We start from the raw sequence: 26,163 nt of genomic DNA, 5'->3' as shown, positions 1-26,163 counted from the left end.
GTAACACCTGCGAGGCCCTTCATGTATCCGTTTTTTCCCTCCTCCACGCTGCGCGCTGCCGTCGCTGCTGCGGCCCTGGCCGTGCTGGCCGGCTGTGCTGCCCCCCGGCCCGACACTGGTTTGCGCGAAACCCTGGTGGCCGTCACGGCCTCGCATGAACTCATCACCTTCCAGGCCGCGCAGCCCGATCGCATCCTGGAGAGGCGCCCGGTAACCGGCCTGGCGCCCGGCGAGCGGCTGGTGGGTATTGACTTTCGCGTGGCCAAGGGCGTGCTGTATGCGCTGTCCCAGGCGGGGCGCCTGTACACGCTGGACATCCCTACGGGCGCGCTGCGCCCGGTGGGGCCCGCGCCCGCCGCGCTGGCGCTGCAGGGCGCGGTGTTTGGCTTTGACTTCAACCCGGCGGCTGACCGTATCCGGGTGGTGTCCAACACCGGCCAGAACCTGCGCCTGCACCCCGACACCGGGGCTGCGGTTGATGGCGACGCTGCCGTGGAGGGGGTGCAGCCGGACCCGAGCCTGCGCTACGCCTGGGGCGACGTGAACGCCCGCCGCAAGCCTGACATTGCCGGTGCGGCCTACACCTACAACCCCAACGACAGCAAGATCACCACCAACTACGCCATCGACCGTGCTCTGGGCGTGCTGGTGATGCAGGGCTCTCGCGAGGGCACTCTGCCCGTGGTGTCGCCCAATGCCGGGCAGCTGCGCACCGTGGGCCCGCTGGGGCTGGGGCCGCTCACGGATGTGAGTTTTGACATTGCCGATGTGGGCAACACCGCACTCATCGCGGTGCGCACCGGCGCCGATACCCAGACCCGGCTGCACAAGGTGGACCTGGCAACGGGTGCCACCCGCCCCCTGGGCGTGGTGGGCGACGGCGCGCCGCTGGTGGGCCTGGCGATCGAACCATGAGGCTGGGCGGCGCGCCGAGGCTGCGGGCACGCGCGGGGCGCGGTGCCTTGGGCGCCAGCTTGCTGGGCATAGCGGCGACGGTGGCCTCACTGGCATGGCTGACCCCCGCCGCCCAAGCTGGCACGGTGCAGGTTGATGTGACAGACGCTGCTGGCAAGCCGCTGGCCGATGCGGTGGTGTTTCTGGACTCCGCCGAAGCGCGCAAGCAGGTCAAACCGCTGACTGGTGTGGAGATGGCGCAGGAGAAGCGGCAGTTTGTGCCCGGCTTGCTGGTGGTGCCGGTGGGCACCGAGGTGCTGTTCCCCAACCGCGACTCGGTGCGGCACCATGTGTATTCCTTCTCGCCCGCCAAGAAGTTCGAGCTCAAGCTCTATAGCGGCACGCCGTCCAACCCGGTTTTGTTTGATAAAACTGGCGTGGTAGCTCTGGGTTGCAACATCCACGACCAGATGGTGGGTTGGGTGCTGGTGGTGGACACGCCGTACTACGCCCGTACTCCCGCCGCCACGGGAAAGGCGCAGCTCGACAACGTGCCGCCCGGCACCTACACGCTGCGCACCTGGCACACCCGTCTGCCGGTGGGCGCCCCGGCCCTGGAGCAGGCGCTGTCCGTGCCCAACACGGGCGCAGCTACGGCTTCGGTGCGCATGACGGGGTTGCAGCCTTGATGCGGCTGCGCCTGGCCCGGCGCAGCCTGATCCTGCGGTTGGTGGGGTTGTCGTTGCTGCTATTGCTCATCGTGCAGGCGGCAGGGTTTGCCGTGGTGCGCGCCAGCATCGACCGCAATGCGCGCGCCCAGATCGCGCGGGCCCTGGACCTGGACGAAAACATCTGGCGCCGCCTGCTGGACCAAAACGCCGAACAGCTGCGCCAGGGATCTGCCCTCCTGGCGGCTGACTACGGGTTTCGCTCGGCGGTCAACTCTGGGGATGAGGAAACCATCCAGTCTGTGTTGGAGAACCATGGCAGCCGCATCGGCGCGGCCGTGACGGCGCTGTTGGGTACCGACCTGGAGCTGCGTGCGTTCAGCCTGTCCGACAGCATGGAGCAGTTCCCAGACACGCTCCGGCAGGTGGTGCCGCGCTTGGCACAGCAGCCCCAGGGTAGCCAGATCGTCGTGATGGACGGTGTGCCCTACCAGTTTGTGATGGTGCCTATGCGGGCGCCGGTGGTCATTGGCTGGGTGCTGATGGGTTTTCGCATCGACCAGTCGCGTGCCGACGAAATGCGGCAGCTCTTGTCGGTGCATGTGGCCCTGATGGTCAAGGCCCCGGGAGGGGCGATGACCCTGCCGGTCAGTACCTTGCCCGCGGATGCGCAGGCCTTGCTGCTGGGCAGCGGCGGCGCGGCGGGCGAGCTGCAGACGGCCGAGGGTACCTTGCTTGCGCGCTCCAGCCCGCTCGACAGCGTGGGTGGCGAGGTGTATTCGCTGTTGCTGCGGTCGGTGGATGAAGTGGTGGCACCTTACCGGCAGCTGGAGGTGCTGCTGGCCATCATCACCGTGGCGGGTGTGCTGCTGTTTGCGGTGGGCGCAGGCCTGGTGGCGCAACGGCTCACCACGCCCCTGCGCTCGCTGCTGGCGGCCACTCAGCGGCTGTCGCGCGGTGAATACGATGTACCGCTGGAACACACTGACCGCACCGACGAGATCGGCAACCTGGCCCGCTCTTTCGACCACATGCGCGTGGACATTGGCGCGCAGCAAACCGAGATCCGCCGCTTGGCCTACTGGGACCGCCTGACAGGCCTGCCCAACCGGGAGCGGTTTCGTGACGCCGTGGTGCAGGCCATTGCCGGCAGTGCCGTCCCCGCGCAGCCGCTCGCAGTTCTTACGCTGGACCTGGACCGATTCAAGCATGTCAATGATGTGCTGGGCTACGCATTTGGCGACCGCCTGCTGCAGGCTGTGGCCGAGCGCCTGCGTCTGCAGGTGCGTTCGCCCGACGACATGGTGGCGCGTCTCGGGGGTAACGAATTCGCCATCCTGCTGCAGCGCGCCGACGCCGCAGCCGCGCACGAGATTGCCCAGCGCATCAACCAGTCGTTTGTGGAGCCGCTGGCCTTTGAGGACCAGACGGTGGACCTGAGCGCGGGCATTGGTTTTGCCTGCTGGCCGGGCGATGCAGGTGACGCCGACACGCTGCTCAGCCGCTCTGAAATCGCCATGTATGCCGCCAAGCGCAAGCTCAGCGGGGCGTTGCAGTACGACGCGGCGTTTGATTCGTCCAGTGCGCAGACCCTGTCGCTGCTCACCGAACTGCGCCACGCCGTGGAGCACCACGAGCTGCGCCTGTACCTGCAACCCAAGGTGCCCTTGCATGGGCAGTCGGGCCTGGCGGCCGAGGCACTGGTGCGATGGCAGCACCCGCAGCGCGGACTGGTGCCGCCCATGCAGTTCATCCCGTTTGCCGAACAGACCGGCTTTGTGCGCCACCTCACGCTGTGGATTTTTGAAGAAGTGGCGCGCCTCCTGGCGGACCCGCGCACGCAGGGCCTGCCACTCAGGGTATCGGTCAACCTCTCCACCCGCGACCTGCTCGACCCCGAGCTGAGCAACCGGCTGGCCGACATCCTGGCGCGCCACGGGGTCGAGGCCAGTGCCTTTTGCCTGGAGATCACCGAAAGCGCCATCATGGACGACCCCCAGCGTGCCGAGGCCATGCTCAACCGCCTGTCCGAGCAGGGCTTCAAGCTGTCCATCGACGATTTTGGCACCGGCTATTCGTCGCTGGCCTACCTCAAGCGCCTGCCGGTCGATGAGCTCAAGATCGACAAGTCGTTTGTGATGGGCATGGAGACGGGCGAGGACGACGCGATGATCGTGCGCTCGACCATCGACCTGGCGCATAACCTCGGGCTCACGGTGGTGGCGGAAGGCGTGGAGACCGCCGCCATCCTGGAGCGCCTGCGCATCCTGGCCTGCGATGAGGCGCAGGGTTATCACATTGCGCGTCCCCTGCCGGTGGACGACTTTCTGGCCTGGCAGGCGCGCCAGGGTTAAGGCGACCCTGAACCAGTCTCCGCGACGCGCCGTGCGCAAGGGGCTTGTTCCGCGTTGCCTTGGGCTTTTTTTCTATTCTTTTCTGGCCCTCACGCCTCCTGATGCAGGGGTTTGTCGCCCCGCAGGCGAAAATACCCGCAATGTCTTCTTCCAGTTCCCGCCCGCCTGCCGGCCCCGCCGCAGCCCCCACTCCTCCGCCTGGTGGTGCTGCGTCTCCAGCCCCCGCACCCCGTCCGGTGCTGCGTCGCCCCGCCGTTGCGGCCAAGCCGGCGCCGCCGGCACCGTCCGCTGCCCGGCGTGGTCCGCCGTCCGAGCGGCCTTCTCGAACCCCGCCGCCCACGGGCTACCGCACATCGTCAGGCGCGCCCTATGTCGCCCCGGTGCGCCAGGCGCCGCCCAAGCCAGTGCCTGCCACCAAAGCGGCGGGCACAGCGGGTATCTCCGGCACTTCCCGCCTGAACAAACGGATGGCCGAACTAGGAATGTGCTCGCGGCGCGAGGCCGACGACTGGATCGCCCAGGGCTGGGTCAAGGTCAATGGCGAAGTGGCGCCCATGGGACTGCAAGTCACGCCTCTGGATCGCATTGAGGTGGACAAGGTGGCGCAGGGCTTTCAGGAGCAGCGCGTCACCATCCTGCTGAACAAGCCCATAGGCTATGTGAGCGGCCAGGCCGAGGATGGTCACACGCCCGCCGTGGCGCTCATCAACCCCCGCACCCACTGGCGCGACGACCCCAGCCGCAACCGGTTCTCGCCGCCGCAACTGCGCGGCCTGGCGCCTTGCGGACGGCTGGATATCGACTCGGTGGGCCTGCTGGTGATGACCCAGGACGGCCGCGTGGCCCGGCAGATCATTGGCGAGGACTCCGAGATGGAAAAGGAGTACCTGGTGCGCGTGGTTTATCAGGCGCCGGGCCAGGCTGTGCCCCGCCACCCCAGCGAGCGCTCAGCGCCGCTGCAGGAAATTGACGAGCGTGATCCTGTCAGCACCAATGTGCAGGCGGTGTTTCCCAAAGAGTTGCTGGAACGGCTGCGCCATGGCCTGAGCCTGGACGGCGAGCCGCTCAAGCCCGCCAAGGTCGATTGGCAAAACCCCGAGCAGCTGCGTTTTGTGCTCACCGAGGGCAAAAAGCGCCAGATCCGCCGCATGTGCGAGCTGGTGGGGCTCAAGGTGGTAGGCCTCAAGCGCATCCGCATCGGCCGCGTGACCCTGGGCAACCTGCCGGTGGGCCAGTGGCGCTACCTGTCGCCCCACGAGCGGTTCTGAGCCCGCGGGCTACCGGCGCAACGCACGCGGCGCATTCATCGCATTGACTGAACGGAGCCCCCATGTCCCATTCGACACCGCCCTCTGGGCCTCCTGCTCCTGGTGGAAAGCGCCGCGTTGGCGCAGCGCCTGCTCCGGCCAGCCCGCTGCGCCAGTTGCGTGCGTCAGACCTGCGTGGTGTGGCCCGCCTAGCCACGCAGGCCACCACTGGCATCAGCCGGGTGGCTGAGGGGGTACACCAGTCAGTGCTGGGCACGCTGGGGCTGCCGGGCGGCGCACAGCCGGGCCGCACGCGGGGGCTGACCGGGCTGGTGTACCAAAGCATCCGAGGGGTAACGCAGCTGGTGGATGCGGGCCTGCAGGCCGGGCTGGCGCGGCTGGAGCCGTTTTTTGCTCCGTCCACGCCGGCCGGCGAGGTGCATTGGGAGCGCGAGGCGGTCGTTGCCGCACTCAACGGTGTGATGGGCGACCGCCTGCAGCGCGACGACAACCCGCTGTGCACGCAGATGGGCTGGTACCAGCAGGGACTGCCACTGGACCTGAGCGCGCTGGCCGCACCGGGCGCCGCCACGGGCAAACTCTTGGTGCTGGTGCATGGCCTGTGCATGAACGACCTGCAGTGGCTCCGCCACGGCCATGGCCATGGTGCCCATCTGGCCCAGGCCCTGGGCTATACCCCTGTGTACCTGCGCTACAACACGGGCCTGCACACCTCCACCAATGGGGCAGAGCTTTCGGCCCTGCTCGAAGCCCTGGTGGCCTCCTGGCCCGTACCGGTGACGGAGCTGTCCATCCTGGCCCACAGCATGGGCGGGCTGGTGGCGCGCAGCGCCTGCCACCATGCTGCCCAAGCGCCGGCAGGCGCCAGCGGCTGGCTGCCCCGGCTGCGCCACCTGGTCTTTCTGGGTACCCCGCACCACGGCGCACCGCTGGAGCGCGCGGGGCATTGGGTGGATGTGCTGCTGGGCAGCACCGCTTACTCGCGCCCCTTTGCACGCCTGGCCCAGCTGCGCAGCGCGGGCATCACCGACCTGCGCTACGGCCATGTGCTGGATACCGATTGGCAAGGGCGCGACCGCTTTCGCAAAAGTCCCGACCAGCGCACCCCGGTGCCGTTGCCCGCCGGAGTGGCTTGCCACGCGGTGGCGGCGACGCTGGCGGCGCGGCGCAGCCCGGTGGGCGAACGGCTGGTGGGGGACGGGTTGGTGCCCTTGCACAGTGCGCTGGGCATACATGATGATGCTGAACGGACGCTGGGCTTTGCCAAGGCCCAGCAGGCAGTGTTCTACCGCCTGGGGCACCTGGATCTGCTGGCGGATGCAGGCGTGGCCCGGCAGCTGCAGGGCTGGATGCAGGGCCGTTGATCTAGAGCCTGTTCAAAGTCTTTTTGGAGATTGCATTGGAGTGCAATCGGGAGGGGTGGATGCTTCGAATGCGCCGCATGGGCTCAAGCCCATTCAAGCAGCCGAGGCTTCCAATCGCCGATTTCACCCCAACCCTTCGGGCAAGTGCCTTGCCGGGCCGTCTGCGGCGTTGTGGCGTTTGTGGATAGCCGGGCTATCCACTGCACACCGCGCCTCGCATCCCATCCCGGCAAGGTACTTGTGCGACCTCAAAAAGACTTTGAACAGGCTCTAAGAGTACCCGAGCGGCCTGCTTTTTGACGCAGGCGGTGCTTGTCAGGTGCTGGGGCGCGGCTACCATGTCGCGGTGCGCTACGTAACAAGGAGAATTTAGTGAGTGATGCGAAATACCGCCTGGTGACCCGCAGTGACTTTGACGGCCTGGTCTGCGCGGTGCTGCTCAATGAGCTGAACCTGATTGACGAGATCACCTTCGTCCACCCCAAGGACATGCAGGACGGCAAGGTGCCGATCACGGACCGGGACATCACCACCAACCTGCCCTATGTGCCGGGAGCCCATCTGGTGTTTGACCACCACGAGTCTGAAACCATCCGCAATTCGGGCCGCCGCGACGAGAACCACATCATCGAAGCCCATGCCCCGTCGGCCGCGCGCGTGGTGTACAACTACTACGGCGGCAAGGCCGCGTTTCCACGCATCACCGATGAGATGATGGCTGCCGTGGATCAGGCCGACTCGGCGCAGTATTCGCGCGACGACATCCTCAACCCCCAGGGCTGGGTGCTGCTGAACTACCTCATGGACTCGCGCACGGGCCTGGGGCGCTTTCGGGAGTTCCGCATCAGTAACTACGCGCTGATGATGGACCTGATCCAGTACTGTCGCGACCACACCATCGACGAGATCCTGGCGCTGCCCGATGTGCAGGAGCGAGTGCAGCTTTACCGCGAACACGCCCCCAAGGCCCAGGAGCAACTGCAGCGCTGCGCCATCCGCATCGGCAAGCTGGTCGTGCTCGATCTGCGCGAGGAGGACACCATCTGGGCCACCAACCGTTTCATGATCTACGCGCTGTTCCCTGACTGCAACATCTCCATCCACGTGATGTGGGGGTTGCAAAAACAGAACACGGTGCTGGCCACCGGCAAGTCCATCCTGGACCGCAGCAGCCAGGTGCACATCGGCAACCTCATGCTGGAGTTTGGGGGCGGTGGGCATGCGGCAGCGGGCACCTGCCAGGTGGCCAACGACAAGGCCGACCAGATCCTGCAGACGCTGGTGCAGCGCATCACGATCGAAGGTTGACCAGCAAAGCGACAGGGGGCGGGCGGCAAGGCCGTGCATGCCGCCCCTTCGCAGTCAGTCGTCGCTCAGCAGCGCGCGGTAGATGGCGGCACCCAGCAGTGCGCCTGCAATGGGCGCGGCCCAGAAGACCCACAATTCCGACAGCGCATAGGCTGGGCCAAATAGCGCCGGACCGGTGCTGCGGGCCGGGTTGACCGAGGTGTTGGTCACCGGGATGGAGATCAGGTGGATGAGCGTGAGGCACATGCCGATGGCCAGCCCGCCAAAGCCGCTGGCCGCGCGTTTGGCCGTGGCGCCCAGGATCACGATGAGGAAGATGGCTGTCAGCACGACCTCCGTCACCACGGCGGCCATCAGCCCATAGCCGCCGGGGGAGTGTTCGCCATAGCCGTTGGTGGCAAAGCCCCCGATGTCTGCGCCCGGCCTGCCTGTGGCAATGAGGTACAGCACGGCCGCTGCAGCAATGGCGCCCAGCAGCTGGGCCACTACGTAGCCGGGCAGCTCCGACGCCTTGAACCGGCCCCCCAGCGCCAGCCCTATCGACACGGCAGGGTTGAAATGCCCGCCCGAGATCGGCCCCAGCGCATAGGCCCCGGTCAGCACCGTGAGGCCAAAGGCCAGGGACACGCCAACAAAACCGATACCCAGCTGCGGGAAAGCGGCGGCCAGCACGGCACTGCCGCAACCACCAAATGTCAGCCAGAACGTGCCGAGGAACTCGGCGGACCATTTTTTCAGGGATGTGGGCATGGCGAGAGGGCTCCGGAGGAAAAGTGGGCAGAGGATGGGAAGGCGGCCTCGCACCGAGCGCCTTTGGTGGTGTGCATCTTATGGGGCCTAAAGGACAGAAATTGCTGTCAAATGCCTGCAAATTGTCAACAAACTTCAGCGCCGAAATGGCTATGGGGATGGCTTTGGTGCGGGCCGCGAGTGGTGAGAGGCGTGCGCCGCACAGTGCAACCCTTGAAATCACCGAGTCCGCCCCGAGGTGAACTCGCGCGAATGCATTTCCTGGCCTCCTGGGCGTGAAACGCGTTCTCTCTGCACCTTACACAGCAACCTTCAAGACACCATGAGTACAAAACAAACCCTGTCTTTCCAGGCCGAAGTAGCGCAACTGCTGCACCTGGTCACCCATTCGCTGTATTCCAACCAGGAAATCTTCCTGCGCGAGCTGATCTCCAACGCGTCGGACGCCTGTGACAAGCTGCGCTTTGAGGCGCTGGACAAGCCCGCCCTCTACGAGGACGCGCCCAACCTTGAAGTGCGCGTGACCTTCGACAAAGATGCCAAGACGCTGACCATCACCGACAACGGCATCGGCATGAGCCAGCAGGAGGCCATCGACCACCTGGGCACCATCGCCAAGAGCGGCACCAAGGACTTCATGGGCAAGCTCAGCGGCGACCAGAAGGCGGATGCCCAGCTCATCGGCCAATTCGGCGTGGGCTTCTACTCGGGCTTCATCGTGGCCGACAAGATCACGGTCGAGTCGCGCCGTGCGGGCGTCAACGCTGAAGAAGGCGTGCGCTGGATCAGCGGTGGCACGGGCGACTTTGAGGTGGAGACCATCAGCCGCGCCGCACGCGGCACCAGCATCATCCTGCACCTGCGCGACGACGCCGAGGAATACCTCAACGCCTGGAAGCTCAAGCAGGTCATCGCCAAGTACTCTGACCACATCAGCCTACCCATCCTGATGGAAAAGGAAGAGTGGAAAGACGGCGAGCTGATCAATCCACCGGACGAAAACGGCGGTCGCCAGCCCGGCGGCATGGTCAAGACCGGCGAGTGGGAAACCATCAACAAGGCCAGCGCCCTGTGGACCCGCCCCAAGAAGGACATCACCGAAGAACAGTACGCCGAGTTCTACAAGGCCATCAGCCACGACCACGAAGCCCCGCTGACCTGGGCGCACAACCGCGTGGAAGGCAACACCGAGTACACGCAGCTCTTGTACATCCCCGCCAAGGCCCCGTTTGACCTGTGGAACCGCGACAAGAAGGCCGGCGTGAAGCTGTACGTCAAGCGCGTGTTCATCATGGACGACGCCGAGGCGCTGATGCCCACCTACCTGCGGTTTGTGAAGGGGGTGATCGACTCGGCCGACTTGCCGCTGAACGTGAGCCGCGAGCTGCTGCAAGAAAGCCGCGACGTGCGCGCCATCCGCGAGGGCTCTACCAAGCGCGTGCTCTCCATGCTGGAGGACCTGGCCAAACACGACAAGCATGACACCGGCGCCAATGCCGACGGCGTGACCGATGTGGTGGATGCCGACGACAAGGCCAAGCAAGGCAAGTACACCGCCTTCTACAGCGAGTTTGGCGCCGTACTGAAAGAAGGCCTGGGCGAAGACTTCGGCAATCGCGAACGCCTGGCCAAGCTACTGCGTTTTGCATCCACCACCAGCGACGCCGTGACGGTCGGTTTTGCCGACTACAAGGCCCGCATGAAGGACGGCCAGGAGGCGATTTACTACATCACCGCCGACACCCTGGCCGCCGCCAAGAACAGCCCGCAGCTCGAAGTCTTCAAGAAGAAGGGTATCGAAGTGCTCTTGATGACCGACCGCGTGGACGAGTGGGCACTGAACTACCTGCACGAGTTTGACGGCACCCCACTGCAAAGCGTGGCCAAGGGCGCTGTGGACCTGGGCACGCTGCAGGACGAGGCGGAGAAGAAGGCCGCCGAAGAGGCCGCCGAAGCCTTCAAGCCCGTGCTGGCCAAGCTCAAGGAAGCGCTCAAGGACAAGGCCGAAGATGTGCGCGTGACCACGCGCCTCGTCGATTCCCCCGCTTGCCTGGTGGTGCAGGACGACGGCATGAGCACGCAGCTGGCCCGCATGCTCAAGCAGGCCGGACAGCAGGCGCCCGCGACCAAGCCCGTGCTGGAAGTGAATGCCGACCACGCGCTGGTCAAGAAGCTGGACGGCAGCGTGCACTTCCACGACCTGGCGCACATCCTGTTCGATCAAGCCTTGCTGGCCGAAGGCGGCTTGCCCGAAGACCCCGCAGCTTATGTGAAGCGCGTGAACGCCTTGCTTGTTTGACCCTGGATGTTTTGCAGGTAAAACGGCAGCAGGCGCTAGTGTCATAAGCGCTGGCTGCTACCAAATTTAAACCCCGGTGGTGCCAGGCACTACCGGGGTTTTTTGTTACGAACGGAGTGTGGCGTGTGCTGCTGCTGGGCTTTCAGGCCCTGGTGGCGAGGGTGATGGGAGGCCGGGCACCCCGTGGCCCGTCAATCCTGGGGCTCTGCCAGCTCCAGGATGCGTGCATGCGTCTGGTTGCGCTCCGCCGGGTCTGCATCGATCAGCCCCTTGAGCGCGCCGTCGGGCAACAGCATGCCTTTGCGCCGATCGGCCTTGACCGGCATGTTGCGCCAGCCCGACAGCACCAGCCAGTCCCACAATTCAGCGGGCACAGGGTGCGTGACCAGCATCTTCACCGGCCCCCGCACGATGAACACTCCCACTGCAGGCCGCGCTCCTACAGGCGCTGGCCGACGCGGTTGGCGGATTGATAGGGCGTTGCGGATCCAGTCTTTCATGGGGTGCACTGCATACGGTGGGATGCCTTGCAGCATAGCCCAGCGTCGCCCGCAATGCCATCAGCTTGTTGCCAGTTGCGGCTGGAGATCGCTGCGCTCAGGTAGTGGTTCGGTAGCGGGTGCTGCGCTTCCATTCTTCTGCGGTAGCGACACCGCATCCAGCCTGTACCCCACCCCATACACCGCAGTGATCGTGTAGCCGTTGGCCTCCGTCAACTCCAGCTTGCTGCGCAGCCGCGACATGTGGGTGTCCAGGGAGCGCGAGGGGGTGTCGGTGGCGTCGCCCCATACCGCTTCGCGCAGGTGTGAGCGGGAAAGCAGGCGGCCCGCGTTGCGGAACAGGAACAGCGCGAGTTCGTATTCACGGTGCTTGAGCCCGATGGCTTGGTCGTGGATGCGCAGGGTGCGTTGTTCCGCGTCAAAGCGGTATGCGCCAAATTCCAGCCGGGCACCCATGGACTGGGGAAAGGCGCGGCGCAGCAGGGCGGTGGCGCGGGCCACCAGTTCGCCCATGCGCAGGGGTTTGCTCATGACGTCGTCCGCACCGCGAGACAGGGCCTCGACCACATCCCGTTCATCGCTGCAGCGGGTGATGAACAGGATGGGCGGTTGCATGCTGTGGGTGCTGCGCACGGTCTGTACCACGTCGGTGCCCTCCATGTCGGGCAGGTGCCAGTCCACGATCAGCAGGTCGAAGGTGTCGTTGCGCAGCGCCTCCAGCAGGCTGGTGCCGTCGGCAAAGGTGTGGCACACATGCTGGTGGCATTCCAGGGTGCCCTTGATCTGCTCCAGCAGGAGAAGGTCGTCGTCAAGGACTGCGATGCGCATGATGGTGGGCTCTGGGGGTTGGCACCCCGTTGGAATCAACAAAACACCCCCCGATGGGGAGCGCTTTGATGTTGCCCCACATCTGCCTGCTGTGCGCGCAGGTTGACAATCGTTTGCAATGGCCGGGCCCCGCCCGGTCGCGCCTTTTCAGGCCACCAGCGGTTCTTCCTCCATCGCCTCGATCTGCTCGATCAGCATGTCCACCTGCCCGCGCCAGTAGTCGCTGGTGCCAAACCACGGAAAGTTCACCGGGAAGATCGGGTCCTGCCAGCGGCGCGCGAGCCAGGCGCTGTAGTGGATGAGGCGCAGCGTGCGCAGCGGCTCGATGAGCGCCAGCTCGCGGCGGTCAAAACTGCGGAACTGCTCGTAGCCGTCAATCAGCGCGCCGAGCTGGTGGGTGCGCTGGCGCCGGTCGCCCGACAGCAGCATCCACAGGTCCTGCACGGCCGGGCCCATGCGCGCGTCGTCCAGGTCCACAAAGTGCGGGCCGCCGCGGCCCCATTCGTCGAGCGGCGTCCACAGGATGTTGCCGGGGTGGCAGTCTCCATGCAGACGGATGGGGGTGGCGTCTTTCAAGCCAAATCGACCTGTGGCGCTACTACTATCTGCGTGAGCAGCTATCAAATCGAGAGCTTTGTCGCACTGGGCCTTCCAGGTGGCCTGCATGTCGAGCGGAATGATTTCGTTCGAGAGCAGCCAGTCGCGCGATGCGGTGCCAAAGGTCTCCAGGTCCAGCAGTGGCCGGTGCACAAAGGGCTGGGCCGCGCCCACGGTATGAATCCGTGCCAGAAAGCGGCCTATCCATTCGAGCACCTCAAAGTCGTCCAGCTCGGGCTGGCGTCCGCCGCGCCAGGGGCTGACGGAAAACGCAAAACCGTCGTGCTGGTGCAGGGTGGCGCCGTTCAGCACCATCGGGCCCACGGCGGGCACTTCGGCGGCCATCAGCTCCGCGGCAAAGGCGTGCTCTTCAAGGATCTGCGTCTCGCTCCAGCGGCCCGGGCGGTAGAACTTGGCCACCACGCGCTCACCGTCTTCCAGCGTGACCTGGTACACCCGGTTTTCGTACGACGACAGGGCCATGAGGCGGCCATCGCCATACAGGCCCACGCCGGCCAGCGCGTCCAGCACATGGTCGGGGGTGAGGCGGGCGTAGGGGTGCTGGTCGTTGGGAGCGTTGGCGGCGGTATCGGGGAGCAATGGGGTCATGCCCCATTGTCGCCGCCTGCCCTACCGTCGCTTGCGCGGGGGGCCGTCAGCGCGGCAACATCGTGGCGATATGCCCCGCGCGTGGGTCACCGCTGCCCGCCAGCACGCTGGCGAACAGGGTTTGCGTGGCCTCGGGGCCCGTGTGGTGCTGCACCACCAGCCAGGGCTGCGGCCCCGACGAGACGGCGGCGCTGAACTGGTCCCAGGCCGTCACCAGGCGGTCGTTCAGGCCCTGCGCACCCCAGTCGGCGTGGCGCTTCTTGACCTGGGCGGGGGCGAAGAACATCACCGGGCGCGGGCCGGGCAACTGGCCTGCGCCGCCCAGGTCCTGCACATGGCTGGCGCCCACCGAGCAGCTGTAGGCCAGGCCCGTGAAGTGGGCATGGATGCGCTGGCGCAGGCCCACGCTGCCCGCAAAGTCGATGTAGACGCTGGGTGTGGCGCCATCGATCTGGTCCAGTGTGTCGTAGGTGACCACGCGGCTGTAGCAGCCCAGGCTTTCGCAAAACGCCACATTGCCGGGCGAGGTGAGGCCAATGACCTCGATGCCCTCCCGCTGTGCAAGCTGGAAGGCGGTGCCGTAGGCCGTTTTGCTCGACGCGCTGGACAGCAGCATGCGCCGGGCGCCAAAGAACTGCTGGTCGGCCAGAAAGTCGTCGATGAGCCACGAGGTGATGAACAGCGGCCGCAGCAGGGCCTGCACGTCTTCGTTGTCAGCGCGGTACAGCCCATCGGTGCTGGTGCGCAGGTAGTGGTTGTAGACCGCATGCAGGCCCGCGCGGTGCGGGGCGCCGTCGCTGAAGCCCGTGGGGTTGACCCGCTGGGGCGACAGCACGGCCTGACTGGCCATGGGCCAGTAGCCATACAGCCGCTCGCCCACGGCCACGGCCGGGTGCAGCGACTGCACCACGGTGCCGAAGCCCCACACGGGCACGATGCCCCAGCCGGCCTCGCCGGTGGGGAAGAACTGCCAGTAGTTCAGCATGTCGCCCAGCGCGGCATAGGTGATGTTGTTGGCCGTGAGGGCAAAGGACTCGACCCGCACGCGGACCTGGCCCTCGGCCAGCGGGGTGTCGTCGGTGGTCAACAGGCGGGTGGTGGCCAGCTGGTCCTGGCGCACGAGAAGGGTGGTGGTGCTCATGCCGCGACGCTAAACCAAAGCGGGTCCGCGCTCAAGCGGCGCGCGCCGCCTGGGCGACAGGTGCGGGGCGTGGCGGTGCGCCGGAGTGCCGGAATGCTGACGGGCTCAGTCCTCCGTGGGCTGGGCCAGTTGCTCGAAAGGCAGCGCCTGCTTGACCAGGATGACGGTGCAGGGCGCATCGCGCGCCACGCGCATGGGCACCGTGGCAAAAAAGCGCTGGGTTTGCAGCCCGTGGGTGGCGGCGCCTAGGATCATCATGCTCACGTGGTTGCTGGCCGCGTAGCGCACCAGCGCCTGGGCCACGTCGCCCGCTTCGAGCACGTGGTAGCTCACGGCATGTCCGGTCAGGTCCAGCCCCTGGGCCCACTGGCGCAGGCGCGCCATGTGCTGGCGGTGCAGCGTGGTTTCGCTGCGCTCGCTGTCGCTGGTGCTGCTGGCGCCGGGCGACACCACCGTCACGCAGGCAAGCCGCGCGCCGGGGCGTATGCCCAGGGAGCGTGCCACCGCCTGGCGCAGCGAATACAGCGTGGCGTCCGTCACGTCGGCATGTGGCACGGCCACCATGAGGATGGGCGTGTCCTCGATCTGCTGCGAGGGCAGGGGGCTGGGCGTGTAGTGCATGCCCGCAGCACGCAGCCAGCGGCGCACATGCGTGCGCAGTGGTGTGCGCTCCGTGCGTTCGCCGCGTTCGGTAACCAGCACCTGTTCGGGGTTGGACAGGTCGAAGGCCAGGTGTGCTGCCGATGGGTAGCGGCTCGCGGCCTCGGGCTCTAGGCAGCGCAGGATGACCTCCTGCAGCCAGGGCGGGATGTCGGCTCGGTGCTTGCGCGGCGGCGCGGGCGTCATCCACAGGCGCTGGCGCATGCCGCCGCTGGTGGCGGGTGCGCCAAAGGGCAGCTCGCCCGTGGCCAACTCGTACAGCATCACGCCGATGGCGAAGATGTCACTGCGTGGGTCGCCGCGCACCCCCACCACCTGCTCCGGCGCAATCCAGGCGGGCGAGCCCACGGCCTGGCGCATTTCCTCGGCCAGCAGGTCGGGGTAGTGCGCGTGGCACGACAGGCCAAAGTCCAGCAGCACGGCCGTGCCATCGGCCTTGATGAGCACGTTGGCGGGCTTGAGGTCCAGGTGGCACACGTTCTGCTGGTGCAGGCTGTGCGCGGCGTGCGCCGTGGCCGCGCCCAGGCGGGCTATTGTGGCGATGTCGCAGCGCCCGGGCACATCCAGCCAGTGCTGCAGCGTCTGGCCGGGGATGTATTCCATGACCAGATAGGGCAGCCGCACCAGGTCGCCTGCCGCCACAAAACGCGGCACATGCGGGCCGCTGAGCACGGGCAGGATCTGCAGCTCCACTTCGAAGCTCACGATGTTCTCGGCCCCGTCACCCGCCGTCATGCGCGGGATCTTCATCGCCATGGCAAAGCCGGGGCTGCGGTCGGCCTGCGCGTATTCCACGGCGTAGATGTGGGCCATGCCGCCCGCGTGGATGCAGTCCATCACGCGGAAGCCGTCGATCTCGGTGCCGGGTTCGAGCAGTTTCATTGACCATGCTCCAGCCTGTCGGCATAGAACGCGGGCAGGCCTGCCGCGCGGATGGCGGCTGCGGCGGCCAGGTGGTCATACGGCACGCGGTGGAAGGTGATCTGCCTGGCGGTGTCGTCGAACAGTGCGTACATGGCGCGTGCATCGCCGTCGCGCGGCTGGCCCACCGAGCCCACGATGCCCAGCCACTGGCGGTGTGTCGGCACGGGAACCGGCACGCCGGGCTCGGGCGCAAAACGCATCAGCTTGGCCGTGGGTGTGAGGAAGTACAGCACCTGCTCGTGCACATGGCCGCAGAACACGTAGCGGATGGCGGGGTCGATGCCTTGCGCGGCGGTCATGCTGCGCTCGGCGGCGTTGGAGTCCTCCACATACCGCCACTGCGCGGGCATGTCGGCACTGGCGTGCACTAGCAAGGCGCTGCTGCCCAGCCGTGCCGTGAGCGGCAGCGACTGCAAAAAGGCGATGTGGCTGTTGCCGAGCTGGTCGTGCGTCCACTGCGCTCCCAGCTCGCTGCGGTTGCGTGGGTTGGCGGGGGGGGCCAGAGCCATGGCGTCGTGGTTGCCCAGCACGCACAGGGCGCCTTGCTGAGCCAGGTCACGCACCTGCTCCACCACCGCCACGGGCTCGCCGCCGTAGCCCACCAGATCACCCAGCAGTGCAAATTGTTCGGCGCCCTGGGCGCGGGCGTGTTGCAGGCAGGCGTCCAGGGCCTGGCGGTTGGCGTGGATGTCGGACAGCAGGGCGATTTTCATGGGGTTGTCTCCAGCCCCATCATCGCGCGCATGGCTGAATGCCAGCTTGCAGTCAGTAGCGTTTGCCCGGGTTCAAAAAAATAGCTGCTACCGCCCGTCTATAGGGCGGTGGCAGCTATGAATTTGATAGCTCAGAGGCTGTGCTGTGCGGCGGGTTTTTTGTCCAGCGCCAGCACCAGGCCCAGCGCGATGATCGCGGGCAGCGCCTGGCTGAAGAAGATCTTGGGCGCTGCGGTGGCGGCGCCAAACACCCCGGCCACGATCACACAGGCCAGGAAGAAAATCTTGAACACCCGGTTGCCGGTGAACAGCCCCCAGAACAGGCCCGCCGCCAGAAACCCGTTGTACAGCCCCTGGTTGGCCGCCAGCGTGGTGGTGGCGTCGGCCAGCTCCTGGGTCAGGTTGAAGGTCTTCATGCCCAGGGGCTTGTTCCAGAAGAACATTTCGAGCACGAGGATGTACACATGCTCGATGGCCACCAGGGCCACCGCGATGCGGGGAAGCAGCTGGCGGCCCATCGCTTAGACGATCGTGATGGTCACGTCGATGTTGCCGCGCGTAGCGTTGGAGTAGGGGCAGACCTGGTGGGCTGCGTCTACCAGCTTCTGGGCCGTGGCCTTGTCCAGGCCGGGCAGGCTGATGGCCAGGCGGGCAGCGATGCCGTAGGCGTTCGGGATGGGGCCCAGGTCCACTTCGGCGTCGATGGACACATCCTGGGGCACGGGGATGCCGATCTTGCCACCCACAGCCTTCATCGCGCCGATGAAGCAGGCTGCGTAGCCGGAGGCAAACAGCTGCTCGGGGTTGGTGCCGGTGCCGGACGTACCAGGCGAGGACAGCTTGACGTCCAGGCGGCCGTCATCGGTCTTGGCGGCGCCATCGCGGCCACCGGTCACGTGCGACTTGGCGGTGTACAGGACTTTTTCGAGTGTGGTCATGGTGTCTTCCTTGCGGTTGTTGCCCACTGGCGGGCGGTGGAGGGAATCGGTGTTTGCGTTGTCTGCAGGCCGTCAGCGTTGCTCGCTGAGCCGGTCTCGCAGCTGCTTGAGTTCGGTGGTCAAGGTGGTCAGCTCGGCAATCGAGCACTGGCTGCTTTGCAGCACGCACGGTGGAATGGCTTCGGCCTGGTTGCGCAGCGCGCGGCCTTGTGACGTGAGGGTGATGCGCACGCGGCGCTCGTCCTGCACATCGCGCAACCGGGCAATGTGGCCCTGCGCCTCCAGGCGCTTGAGCAACGGCGTGAGCGTGCCGGAGTCGAGGAACAGGCGCTCGCCCAGCTCGGAGACGGTCACGCCATCCTGTTCCCACAGCACCAGCATCACGAGGTACTGGGGGTAGGTCAGGCCGATCTGGTCGAGCAGGGGCTTGTAGAGCTTCGTCATCGCCAGCGAGGCGGAATACAGCGCAAAGCAGACCTGGTTGTCCAGCCGCAGGATGGCGGGGCTGGGGGTGTGGGGTGTGCTGTGGCTGGGCATGGAGTGAATTGTGGTGGTAAATTAAATTGTGCGCAATTGAATTGTGAAAAACTTTGTTAATGGATGGGATTGTGTGGGTGGGGGAGCGGCGCCGCGCCATCGGTGCTATCCGCGCGTCCCGCTTGCGCAGGCGGGGGCGCTGTGCCCCCTTCACCCTCGGGAAATTGCTATCAATAGCAGAGCTGCTAGCGCATTATTCATATGCGCTAGCGGCCGATTTGGCTTGAAATTTGGCATGTCGTGGTTCGGGCGACGACGAGCCACCAGGCCCTCAGCGCCCGCTGAACTGCGCGGGCCGCCGCTCGACAAACGCGCGCACGCCCTCGGCTGCGTCCTCGCTGTTGGCCAGCTCCTTTTGCACCGGGATGAAATCTGCCACCGCAGCGGCCTGGCCCTGCTCAATCGCCTTGAGCACATTGAGCCGCGTGGCCACTACCGCCAGCGGCGCCTGGATGGCGATGCGCTGGGCGATGGCCAGGGCTTCGTCCAGTTCCTGGCCTGCAGGCACCACCTTTTGCACAAAGTTCAGGCGGTACGCCTCGGCGCTGCCGAACTCATCGGCGGTCAGCAGGTGCAGCAGGGCATTGCCGGTGCCCGCGCGCTAGGCCATGCGCAGCGTGGCGCCGCCCGTGGCCATGATGCCGCGCTGCACCTCCATCTGCGAAAAGCGGCAGTTATCGGCCGCCACCACGATGTCGGCACCCAACATCAGCTCGATGCCCACGGTGAAGCAGATGCCCTTGACCGCCACCACCATCGGCTTGGTGCGTCGGCGGTAGCCGGGCAGGCCGTAGTCGTGGGGCTCCACCAGGCCTTCGGGGATGGCTTTTTCGCCGCGCTGCATGTAGGCGCTCACGGCGGGCAGGTCCAGCCCTGCCGTGAAATGGTCGCCCATGGCGTGCAGCACACCAACACGCAGGTCGGGGTCGTCATCAAGCCGGGTGTAAGCCTCGGCCAGCTGGCGGAACATGGGAGGCGTCCAGCCGTTGCGCTTGGCCGGGCGGTTGATGCCGATCAGCAAGACATGGCCGAGCACCAGGGTGTCAATGCAGCCCTCGGGCGGGGGCGTGTTGGACGTGAAGGTGGGCATGGTGTTGTGTCTCCTTGCCCATGATTGAAAACGTATCCAGTCGTGCACGCCGTCTCAAGCGGGACAGCACATGCGTGCAGGTCTTCCATGCGTCGGCGGCCTCAACCACCGGCGCAGCGCCCTGCCAGTGCCCCCGCGCAAGAGCCGCCCCGTCGCGCTGGGGGCGTCCCCCTCGGGGGGAAGGCGCGAAGCGCCTCAGGGGGATCAATAGCTATACACGCCCTGGCCCGTCTTGCGGCCCAGGCGGCCCGCCGCCACCATTTCCTTGAGCAGCGGACAGGGGCGGTATTTGCTGTCGCCAAACTCGGTCAGATACACATCCATCACCGCCAGGCACACATCCAGGCCGATCATGTCCGCCAGCGCCAGTGGGCCGATGGGCTGGTTGCAGCCCAGCTTCATGCCCGCGTCGATGTCCTCGGGTGTGGCCAGGCCTTCCGCCAGCACGAAGAAGGCCTCGTTGATCATGGGCACCAGGATGCGGTTGACCACAAAGCCGGGCGCGTTCTTCACGGTGATGGGGCTCTTGCCCAGAGCCTCGGCCAGCGCCTTCACGGCGTCGTGTGTGGCGTCGCTGGTCTGCAGGCCACGGATGATCTCCACCAGCGCCATCATGGGCACGGGGTTGAAGAAGTGCATTCCGATGAAGCGGTCGGCACGGCTGGTGGCGGCGGCCAGCTTGGTGATGGAGATGGACGAGGTGTTCGATGCAATCAGCACCTCGGGCGCCACGATGGCATCCACCTGCTTCAGGATCTTGAGCTTGAGTTCGTAGTTTTCGGTGGCAGCCTCGATCACGAGCTGCGCAGCCTTCAGGTCGTCGTAGCTGGTAGAGGTCTTGATGCGCGCCAGGGCCGCAGCCTTGTCGGCTTCCGTGATCTTTTCCTTCTTGATCAGGCGGTCCAGGCTGCCGGCCACAGTGGCCAAGCCTTTTTGCACTGCAGCATCCGAGATATCGACCATCACCACGTTGATGCCCGACACTGCGCAAGCCTGTGCAATGCCGTTGCCCATGGTGCCTGCGCCGATGATGCCTACGGTCTGAATCGTCATATAGAGAGCCCTCTTCAAAGTGAAACGGATGGGCAGAATGGTAAGGCGAATCGCACGACCGTTCGGTTATCGTGATCCAGCGCGGCTCACAAAACTCTTCGGGCGTCATTTCCGCGACTTGTCGTACTACCCGTACGGCCTGTACTGCGTATGGCGCAGCGCCGGGCCAGAACCACTTGGCTGAGTTTTGTGAACCGAGCTTCCCCCTACATACCAACCCGCCACACAGCATGGCGGAGGAGACAAGACAACATGTTCGACTACATCGTCATTGGCGGCGGCTCTGCAGGCTCCGTACTGGCTGGCCGCCTGACCGAAGACCCCGCCGTGCGCGTCTGCCTGCTGGAGGCGGGGCCTGCCGACAAGAGCGTGCTCATCCACTGCCCGGCTGGGCTGGCCGCGATGGCCAAGTTTGAGCTCAATGGCTGGGGCTTCAACACCACGCCGCAGACCGCGCTCAACAACCGGCGCGGCTACCAGCCACGCGGCAAGGTGCTCGGCGGGTCCAGCTCCATCAACGCCATGGTGTACGTCCGGGGCCAGCATGCCGACTACGACCACTGGGCTGCGCAGGGCAATCCGGGCTGGGGCTGGGAGGATGTGAAGCCTTACTTTGTGCGTGCCGAGAACAACGAGCGCGGCGCTAACGAATGGCACGGCCAGGGCGGCCCCTTCAACGTTGCGGACCTGCGCGCGCCCAACCGGTTCAGCCAGTATTTCACCGATGCGGGTGTGCAGGCCGGACACCCACACAACACCGACTTCAATGGTGCCACCCAAGAGGGCGTAGGCCTGTACCAGGTCACGCACAAAAACGGCGAGCGGCACAGCGCAGCCAAGGGCTATCTCACGCCGCACCTTGCGCGGCCCAACTTGCAGGTCGTCACCGGTGCGCATGCCACGCGAATCCTGTTTGATGGCAAACGTGCCGTGGGCGTGGAGTACCGCCAGGGCGGCACGCTGCACCAGGTGAAAGCGAGCCGCGAGGTGCTGCTGAGCGCGGGGGCGCTGCTGTCGCCGCAGCTGCTGATGTTGTCGGGCGTAGGGCCTGGTGCCCAACTGCAGCAACACGGCATCCAGGTGCTGCACGACCTGCCGGGCGTGGGCCAGCACTTGCACGACCACCCTGACGTGGTGCAGGTGATGGACGCACCCGAGCTCAAGGACCTGTTCGGTCTGTCGCTGTCGGGCATGGCGCAGACGCTGCGCGGCATTGCCGAATGGCGCAAGCACCGCACGGGCATGTTGACCACGAACTTTGCCGAGGCCGGAGGCTTCATCAAGAGCGACCCGTCCGAGCCTGCGCCCGACCTGCAGCTGCACTTTGTGATTGGCAAGCTGGTGGACCACGGGCGCAAGACGGTGTTTGGCCATGGCTACTCGGCCCACGTGTGCCTGCTGCAGCCCAAGAGCCGGGGTTCGGTCACTCTGGCAAGCCGTGACCCCATGGCCCTGCCGTTGGTGGACCCGAACTTCCTCGCGGACCCGGATGACATGGTGCGCATGGTGCGCGGCTTTCAGCGCACGCGCGAGATTCTGGCGCAGCCCGCGCTGGCGAAGTTCGGTGCCAAGGAGCTGGCAGCCTCGGCCAACGCGCGTACCCCTGCCGAGATCGAGCAGTTCATCCGTCAGTACGCCGACACCATCTATCACCCTGTGGGCAGCTGTCGCATGGGCCCTGGGCCTCTGGATGTGGTGGATGCACAGCTGCGTGTGCACGGCCTGGCGGGCCTGCGCGTGGTGGACGCGTCCATCATGCCGCGCATCGTGAGCGGCAACACCAACGCGCCGACGGTGATGATTGCGGAAAAAGCAGTGGACCTGCTGCGCGCCGCTGTGTGAACGATTTCACGTTTAGCGCGCAGAACGCGATTTTTAAGGTTTGTAGAGGGTCTGTTTAAGGAGTTTTTAACAGGCAAAAGCGCGGCGAATTTCTAGACTTCTTTGCATGGAAACGGGTGCATGGTGCACCCGGCCCGGCGCCAGAAAACAGGCGCTGAAAGAGCCCACCGGGGCCATGAAAGAACGTGATGAAGATTGATGCCCGCGAAATTGCCGCACTGACACAAGCCCAACCTGCCGCCCCCCGCATGGACATGTATGCCAGCATCCACAAGGCGCTGCGTGCCTTCATGGCCGACACGCTGCTGGGCCTGGGCCGCATGGATGTGGATGATGACCTGGAGTTCGCTCATACCTGCGACCGCGTGATGCAACTGCTGGACCTGTGCCGCGCCCACCTGCATCACGAGAACCAGTTTGTGCACGCCGCCATGGAGGCGCGCCTGCCTGGCTCCAGCCAGTCCATCGCTGGTGAACATGTGGAGCATGAGCAGGCCATCGCCGCATTGGCAGGTGGTGTGAACCACCTGATGGCCTGTGCCAAGCCCGCACGCCCCGCCGCCACCCAGGCCCTGTACCGCCAGCTGGCGCTGTTTGTGGCGCACAACTTCGAGCACATGCACGAGGAAGAGACCGCACACAACCGAGTTCTGTGGCAGTGCTACACCGACGCGGAACTGGCGGGCGTGCACGATGCGCTGGTGGCCTCGATCCCGCCGCAGGAAATGATGGTGGTGGCCCGCTGGATGGTGCCGTACATGTCACCGGCAGAGCGCACCGCCATGTTGTCGGACATGCAGCAACACGCCCCAGCCCCCGTGCTGGCGGCTGTGCTGGCGCAGGTGCAGCCGCATCTCACGCAGCCCGAGTGGACCAAGCTCATGCGCAGCCTGGGGCTGCCGGTGGTGCCGGGTCTGGTGCACTGAGAAGGTGTGAACAAACCCGCCATGCCCGCTCATCCCGCCAAAACACACCCGTTCGTCGTTACAAATGCTCGCCATAGCCCAAGCTATGGCTGCGCTTTGCGTCTCGATCGGCCGCGTTTTGACGGCCTGCTCGGGCTCGCCGGATTCATTCATACCTTCTGAGGCGTCAGGCGTCTTCCAGCACCACGGGGCGCAGCACACACAGCCGAAAGCGCCCACGCCCCGTTTTTTCGATGTGGATGTGCGGGCAGTTCTCCTGCAGGCGGCGCTGCAGCAACAGCAACCGCGCTTCGAGGTTGTCGGCCACATCGGGCAGGCGCAGGGCGGGGTCCAGCCGCAGTTCGCGGTTGGTGAAGTCCACGCGGCCCGTTTGCTGGTGGTCGCGCAGCAGCTTCCAGACAATGGCGCCCGCAACGCCCTTGATCAGGTAGTCGTCGTTGATGAACACGCTGTCGTTGGCTGCAAAGTGGCGCACCCGCAATGCGCTGCCAGTCACGGGGGGGGCCGCAGAGATGGCGGGCAGTGGATCGGTGGCATCGGGCGACGCCTGCAGCAGGTCAATGGCAGCCGCCAGTTGGCCCGCCATGGCCACCAGCAGGTCTTCATCCTCAAAACCAAACCGCATGTCCTGCGGGCTCTCGGCAAACAGCACGCCCAGCAGCCGCCCGGCTGACAGCAGCGGCACAGCCACCTGGCTGTGCGGCTCCGGCAGGCCGGGGTAGGGGATGTCCAGGCCGCGCAACGCGGGCGCATCGGGTGTGGCGTGCGCGTCCATGCTCTCGCGGATGGCATGGCTGTACAGGGCGGCGTGCGTCATGTGGCTGATGCGCACCGGCGTGCGCTCGCGGGCTGCCATGCCGATCACCCCCTGGCCCAGCCGGATTTCTGAACCCACGCCCGAGGTGGCGTAGCCGCAGCTGGCCACGGTGTAGAGCTGCTGGGCGCTGGCGTCCAGCATCAGCACCATCGCGTGTCCGATGCCCAGCTTGTCCTGCAGGCCTTGCAGTGCGCCTTGCAGCAATTCGTCCAGCCCCGTACAGCGCGCGATGCTTTCGCTGCACAGGCGCAGCGTGTGCAGCAGCCCGGAGCGCGGCGCCGGTGCAGGCAGGCCTTCACCCGCCACCGATTCGATGCGCTCCACGGCGTAGATGTCGGCCCCTTTGAGTTCAAACACTTCGGCCATACCCTCATGCGACGCAATGCCCGCCAGCTGCGCGCGCATGCTCTCAAACACGGGGCCGCTGTCTTCGGTGCGTTCGTACAGCAGGTGCAGGCGGTAGAAATGGGCGGTGACCGGGTCCAGCACCAGCACTGATGCGCGCGGGTTGCGCAGGATGTTCTGGCGGGTCTTGTTGAAGAACTGGAACGACAGCGCCACATGCGCTGCGTCTACATAGACCACCTGCGAGATGTAGGCCACGTTGGGCGTGCCATCGGGGTCACAGGTCGCCATCACTGCCGGGATGGCGCCCTCCAGGCATGGGCGGATCGTGTGCAGGGAGGGGGCGTCACTCATGGCTGGCAAGCGCAGGTGATGGACGTGTCGCGGGCGTGGTGGGTAACGCAGCGCCCGCGCGCGGGCCGGGGGTCTGGTCGAACGCACTGGTGGGGGTGAAGGTCACTGCCACCACATCCTCCAGTGGCGCCGCCAGCATGGCCGCCACGTAGCGAGGCCCGTAGCCAACCCTGCCTACCTCGTGCACCATGGACTGCAGGTAGGCCTGTAGCACCGGAAGATCATCGTCATGAGCCGGGCGCTGGGTGGCTTGGCGGGCCTTGAGCTGCAGCGTTCGGTGGGTGGATGGCTCGCTGAAGACCACGGCAATCTCACCGGTTTCGGCAATGTCCTGCAGCAACTGCCTGGACTGGGTGCTCCGCAGGTAGACCGTGACTTCCTGTCCGTCGGCACTGATGTGGCTGCCCACGGCCCGCATGATGCTCGGGCGCAGGGCTGCATCGCGCGACGCCACGATGGCCGACACGCCTTTGGCCACCATGGCGATGCGGTCCGGGTCCAGCACGACCGTCATGCCTTGAAGCGCTTGCGGGTCAGTGCCAACGCCGCCCAGAACGCCACCACGGTGGTCACCACCAGCACCAGACCATGGCGCCATGGGTGGGCAGGCCACTGGTCCATGAACAACGGGCGCACCAGTTCGACCGCGTTGGTCAGCGGCAGCCAGTCGGAGATCGCTCGCACGATGGGGGGCAGTTGCTCGCGCGGGAAGAACACACCCGAGAGAAACATCATGGGCGTGAGCACCAGGGTGAAGTAGTAGGTGAAGAAGTCATACCCCTTGGCCAGGGCATTGAAGATGAGCGCGATGCTGGAGAACATCACCCCCACAAACAACAGCACCGGCCAGGCCACCAGCAACTTGGGGCTGTGGCTGATGGAGAGCGCCAGCATCACGCCCAGGATGGCGGTGACGGTAAAAAGCGCCTTGAACGCGGCCCACAGCATTTCGGCCAGCACCACGTCGTCCAGGCTGACCGGCGCGTTCATGATGCCGTCCCAGGTCTTTTGCACATGCATGCGCGAGAAGGCCGAGTACAGCGCCTCGAAGCTGGCCGCGTTCATGGCGCTCATGCAGATGGAGCCGCTGGCGAGGAACAGGATGTAGGGCACCTTGGTGTCGCCCGCCGCGCCGCCCACGTTCACCTGCCCCACCAGGGCCCCCATGCCGTAGCCAAAGGCCACCAGCCACATCAGCGGCTCGGCAATGTTGCCCACCAGGCTGGGGATGGCCAGCTTGCGCCAGACGAGCAGGTTGCGCATGAACACGGGCCACCAGCGCACGGACAGGCTGGGCGGGCGCCATACCGACGGCGGGGGCGGGGCCACAGAGGCCACGGAGGACGGGGTAACGGTTTGCATCCGCTTATTGTGCGATGTTGGC

The 26,163-nt window shown here is 65.9% G+C and carries 23 protein-coding genes and 1 pseudogene; 9 read left to right on the top strand and 15 right to left on the bottom strand.

What is annotated here, in order from left to right; translation table 11 throughout:
- Positions 1-21: 21 nt before the first annotated feature.
- The 6 genes from AC1Q64_RS10955 to AC1Q64_RS10930 all read left to right on the top strand — a co-directional run bounded on the left by AC1Q64_RS10955 (position 22) and on the right by AC1Q64_RS10930 (position 7,856).
- Complete coding sequence (locus tag AC1Q64_RS10955) at positions 22-915, top strand: DUF4394 domain-containing protein (RefSeq protein WP_492251342.1); 894 nt, start codon at positions 22-24, stop codon at positions 913-915.
- Positions 912-1,583 (top strand): methylamine utilization protein, encoded by a 672-nt coding sequence (locus AC1Q64_RS10950; RefSeq protein WP_492251341.1) that lies wholly within the window; start codon positions 912-914, stop codon positions 1,581-1,583. Before AC1Q64_RS10955 ends, AC1Q64_RS10950 begins: the two co-directional genes overlap by 4 nt.
- Positions 1,583-3,916, top strand: a complete 2,334-nt coding sequence (locus tag AC1Q64_RS10945; protein WP_291435445.1) for a putative bifunctional diguanylate cyclase/phosphodiesterase — start codon at positions 1,583-1,585, stop codon at positions 3,914-3,916. The genes AC1Q64_RS10950 and AC1Q64_RS10945 overlap by 1 nt, the downstream gene beginning before the upstream one ends.
- Before the next feature lie 140 nt (positions 3,917-4,056).
- A complete protein-coding gene (locus AC1Q64_RS10940) occupies positions 4,057-5,184 on the top strand; it encodes a pseudouridine synthase (RefSeq protein ID WP_492251340.1) in 1,128 nt (375 codons plus the stop codon).
- 62 nt (positions 5,185-5,246) lie between these two features.
- Positions 5,247-6,548: an esterase/lipase family protein gene (locus AC1Q64_RS10935; RefSeq protein ID WP_492251339.1), complete on the top strand. Its 1,302-nt coding sequence runs from the start codon at positions 5,247-5,249 to the stop codon at positions 6,546-6,548.
- A gap of 372 nt (positions 6,549-6,920) precedes the next feature.
- Positions 6,921-7,856: an exopolyphosphatase gene (locus AC1Q64_RS10930; RefSeq protein ID WP_291435450.1), complete on the top strand. Its 936-nt coding sequence runs from the start codon at positions 6,921-6,923 to the stop codon at positions 7,854-7,856.
- Positions 7,857-7,910: 54 nt separating this feature from the next.
- On the opposite strand, the gene aqpZ is transcribed toward AC1Q64_RS10930, so the two are convergent.
- Positions 7,911-8,606 carry an aquaporin Z gene (gene aqpZ / locus AC1Q64_RS10925; RefSeq protein ID WP_492251338.1) on the bottom strand — a complete coding sequence of 232 codons (696 nt, stop codon included), beginning with the start codon at positions 8,604-8,606 and terminating at the stop codon, positions 7,911-7,913.
- Between the two features lie 322 nt (positions 8,607-8,928).
- Here aqpZ and htpG point away from each other — a divergent pair, with 322 nt between their 5' ends.
- Positions 8,929-10,905 (top strand): molecular chaperone HtpG, encoded by a 1,977-nt coding sequence (gene htpG, locus AC1Q64_RS10920; RefSeq protein ID WP_492251337.1) that lies wholly within the window; start codon positions 8,929-8,931, stop codon positions 10,903-10,905.
- A gap of 191 nt (positions 10,906-11,096) precedes the next feature.
- Here the strand turns inward: htpG and AC1Q64_RS10915 are convergent, their stop codons facing one another.
- The 11 genes and pseudogenes from AC1Q64_RS10915 to AC1Q64_RS10865 form a co-directional block, all read right to left on the bottom strand.
- Positions 11,097-11,405: a hypothetical protein gene (locus tag AC1Q64_RS10915; protein WP_492251336.1), complete on the bottom strand. Its 309-nt coding sequence runs from the start codon at positions 11,403-11,405 to the stop codon at positions 11,097-11,099.
- Positions 11,406-11,465: 60 nt separating this feature from the next.
- On the bottom strand, positions 11,466-12,233 hold the full coding sequence (locus AC1Q64_RS10910; RefSeq protein WP_291435458.1) for a response regulator transcription factor: 768 nt from the start codon (positions 12,231-12,233) through the stop codon (positions 11,466-11,468).
- A 147-nt stretch (positions 12,234-12,380) separates the two neighbouring features.
- Positions 12,381-13,439: a serine/threonine protein kinase gene (locus AC1Q64_RS10905; RefSeq protein ID WP_291435460.1), complete on the bottom strand. Its 1,059-nt coding sequence runs from the start codon at positions 13,437-13,439 to the stop codon at positions 12,381-12,383.
- 46 nt (positions 13,440-13,485) lie between these two features.
- Complete coding sequence (locus AC1Q64_RS10900) at positions 13,486-14,580, bottom strand: DUF2855 family protein (protein ID WP_492251335.1); 1,095 nt, start codon at positions 14,578-14,580, stop codon at positions 13,486-13,488.
- A 105-nt stretch (positions 14,581-14,685) separates the two neighbouring features.
- The gene (locus tag AC1Q64_RS10895) at positions 14,686-16,122 is read right to left on the bottom strand and encodes a bifunctional serine/threonine-protein kinase/universal stress protein (protein WP_291435464.1); all 1,437 of its coding nucleotides are present in this window, start codon (positions 16,120-16,122) and stop codon (positions 14,686-14,688) included.
- The gene (locus tag AC1Q64_RS10890; protein ID WP_291435466.1) at positions 16,119-16,877 is read right to left on the bottom strand and encodes a metallophosphoesterase family protein; all 759 of its coding nucleotides are present in this window, start codon (positions 16,875-16,877) and stop codon (positions 16,119-16,121) included. Before AC1Q64_RS10890 ends, AC1Q64_RS10895 begins: the two co-directional genes overlap by 4 nt.
- 131 nt (positions 16,878-17,008) lie before the next feature.
- Positions 17,009-17,395 carry a DUF1304 domain-containing protein gene (locus AC1Q64_RS10885; RefSeq protein ID WP_492251334.1) on the bottom strand — a complete coding sequence of 129 codons (387 nt, stop codon included), beginning with the start codon at positions 17,393-17,395 and terminating at the stop codon, positions 17,009-17,011.
- 3 nt (positions 17,396-17,398) lie between these two features.
- Positions 17,399-17,815 (bottom strand): organic hydroperoxide resistance protein, encoded by a 417-nt coding sequence (locus AC1Q64_RS10880; protein ID WP_056060042.1) that lies wholly within the window; start codon positions 17,813-17,815, stop codon positions 17,399-17,401.
- 72 nt (positions 17,816-17,887) lie between these two features.
- Positions 17,888-18,352: a MarR family winged helix-turn-helix transcriptional regulator gene (locus AC1Q64_RS10875; RefSeq protein ID WP_099731384.1), complete on the bottom strand. Its 465-nt coding sequence runs from the start codon at positions 18,350-18,352 to the stop codon at positions 17,888-17,890.
- Between the two features lie 271 nt (positions 18,353-18,623).
- Positions 18,624-19,442 (bottom strand): annotated as a pseudogene (locus AC1Q64_RS10870) (crotonase/enoyl-CoA hydratase family protein).
- Between the two features lie 204 nt (positions 19,443-19,646).
- Positions 19,647-20,495, bottom strand: a complete 849-nt coding sequence (locus AC1Q64_RS10865; protein WP_492251333.1) for a 3-hydroxybutyryl-CoA dehydrogenase — start codon at positions 20,493-20,495, stop codon at positions 19,647-19,649.
- A 252-nt stretch (positions 20,496-20,747) separates the two neighbouring features.
- Here AC1Q64_RS10865 and AC1Q64_RS10860 point away from each other — a divergent pair, with 252 nt between their 5' ends.
- Positions 20,748-22,337, top strand: coding sequence for a GMC family oxidoreductase (locus tag AC1Q64_RS10860; RefSeq protein ID WP_492251332.1), 1,590 nt, complete (start codon positions 20,748-20,750; stop codon positions 22,335-22,337).
- Between the two features lie 188 nt (positions 22,338-22,525).
- Positions 22,526-23,263 (top strand): hemerythrin domain-containing protein, encoded by a 738-nt coding sequence (locus tag AC1Q64_RS10855; RefSeq protein ID WP_492251331.1) that lies wholly within the window; start codon positions 22,526-22,528, stop codon positions 23,261-23,263.
- A gap of 166 nt (positions 23,264-23,429) precedes the next feature.
- Here the strand turns inward: AC1Q64_RS10855 and AC1Q64_RS10850 are convergent, their stop codons facing one another.
- The 3 genes from AC1Q64_RS10850 to AC1Q64_RS10840 are packed head-to-tail and all read right to left on the bottom strand — an operon-like array spanning position 23,430 to position 26,141.
- The gene (locus AC1Q64_RS10850; protein ID WP_492251330.1) at positions 23,430-24,779 is read right to left on the bottom strand and encodes a GAF domain-containing protein; all 1,350 of its coding nucleotides are present in this window, start codon (positions 24,777-24,779) and stop codon (positions 23,430-23,432) included.
- Complete coding sequence (locus tag AC1Q64_RS10845; RefSeq protein ID WP_291435482.1) at positions 24,772-25,293, bottom strand: hypothetical protein; 522 nt, start codon at positions 25,291-25,293, stop codon at positions 24,772-24,774. Before AC1Q64_RS10845 ends, AC1Q64_RS10850 begins: the two co-directional genes overlap by 8 nt.
- A complete protein-coding gene (locus AC1Q64_RS10840) occupies positions 25,290-26,141 on the bottom strand; it encodes an ABC transporter permease (protein WP_291435484.1) in 852 nt (283 codons plus the stop codon). Before AC1Q64_RS10840 ends, AC1Q64_RS10845 begins: the two co-directional genes overlap by 4 nt.
- Between the last annotated feature and the right edge of the window lie 22 nt (positions 26,142-26,163).

The organism is Acidovorax sp. GW835-FHT14G06 (genome assembly GCF_058793595.1).
The sequence above is the reverse complement of the archived record's forward strand: the minus strand, read 5'-3'. Positions and strand labels throughout refer to the sequence as shown.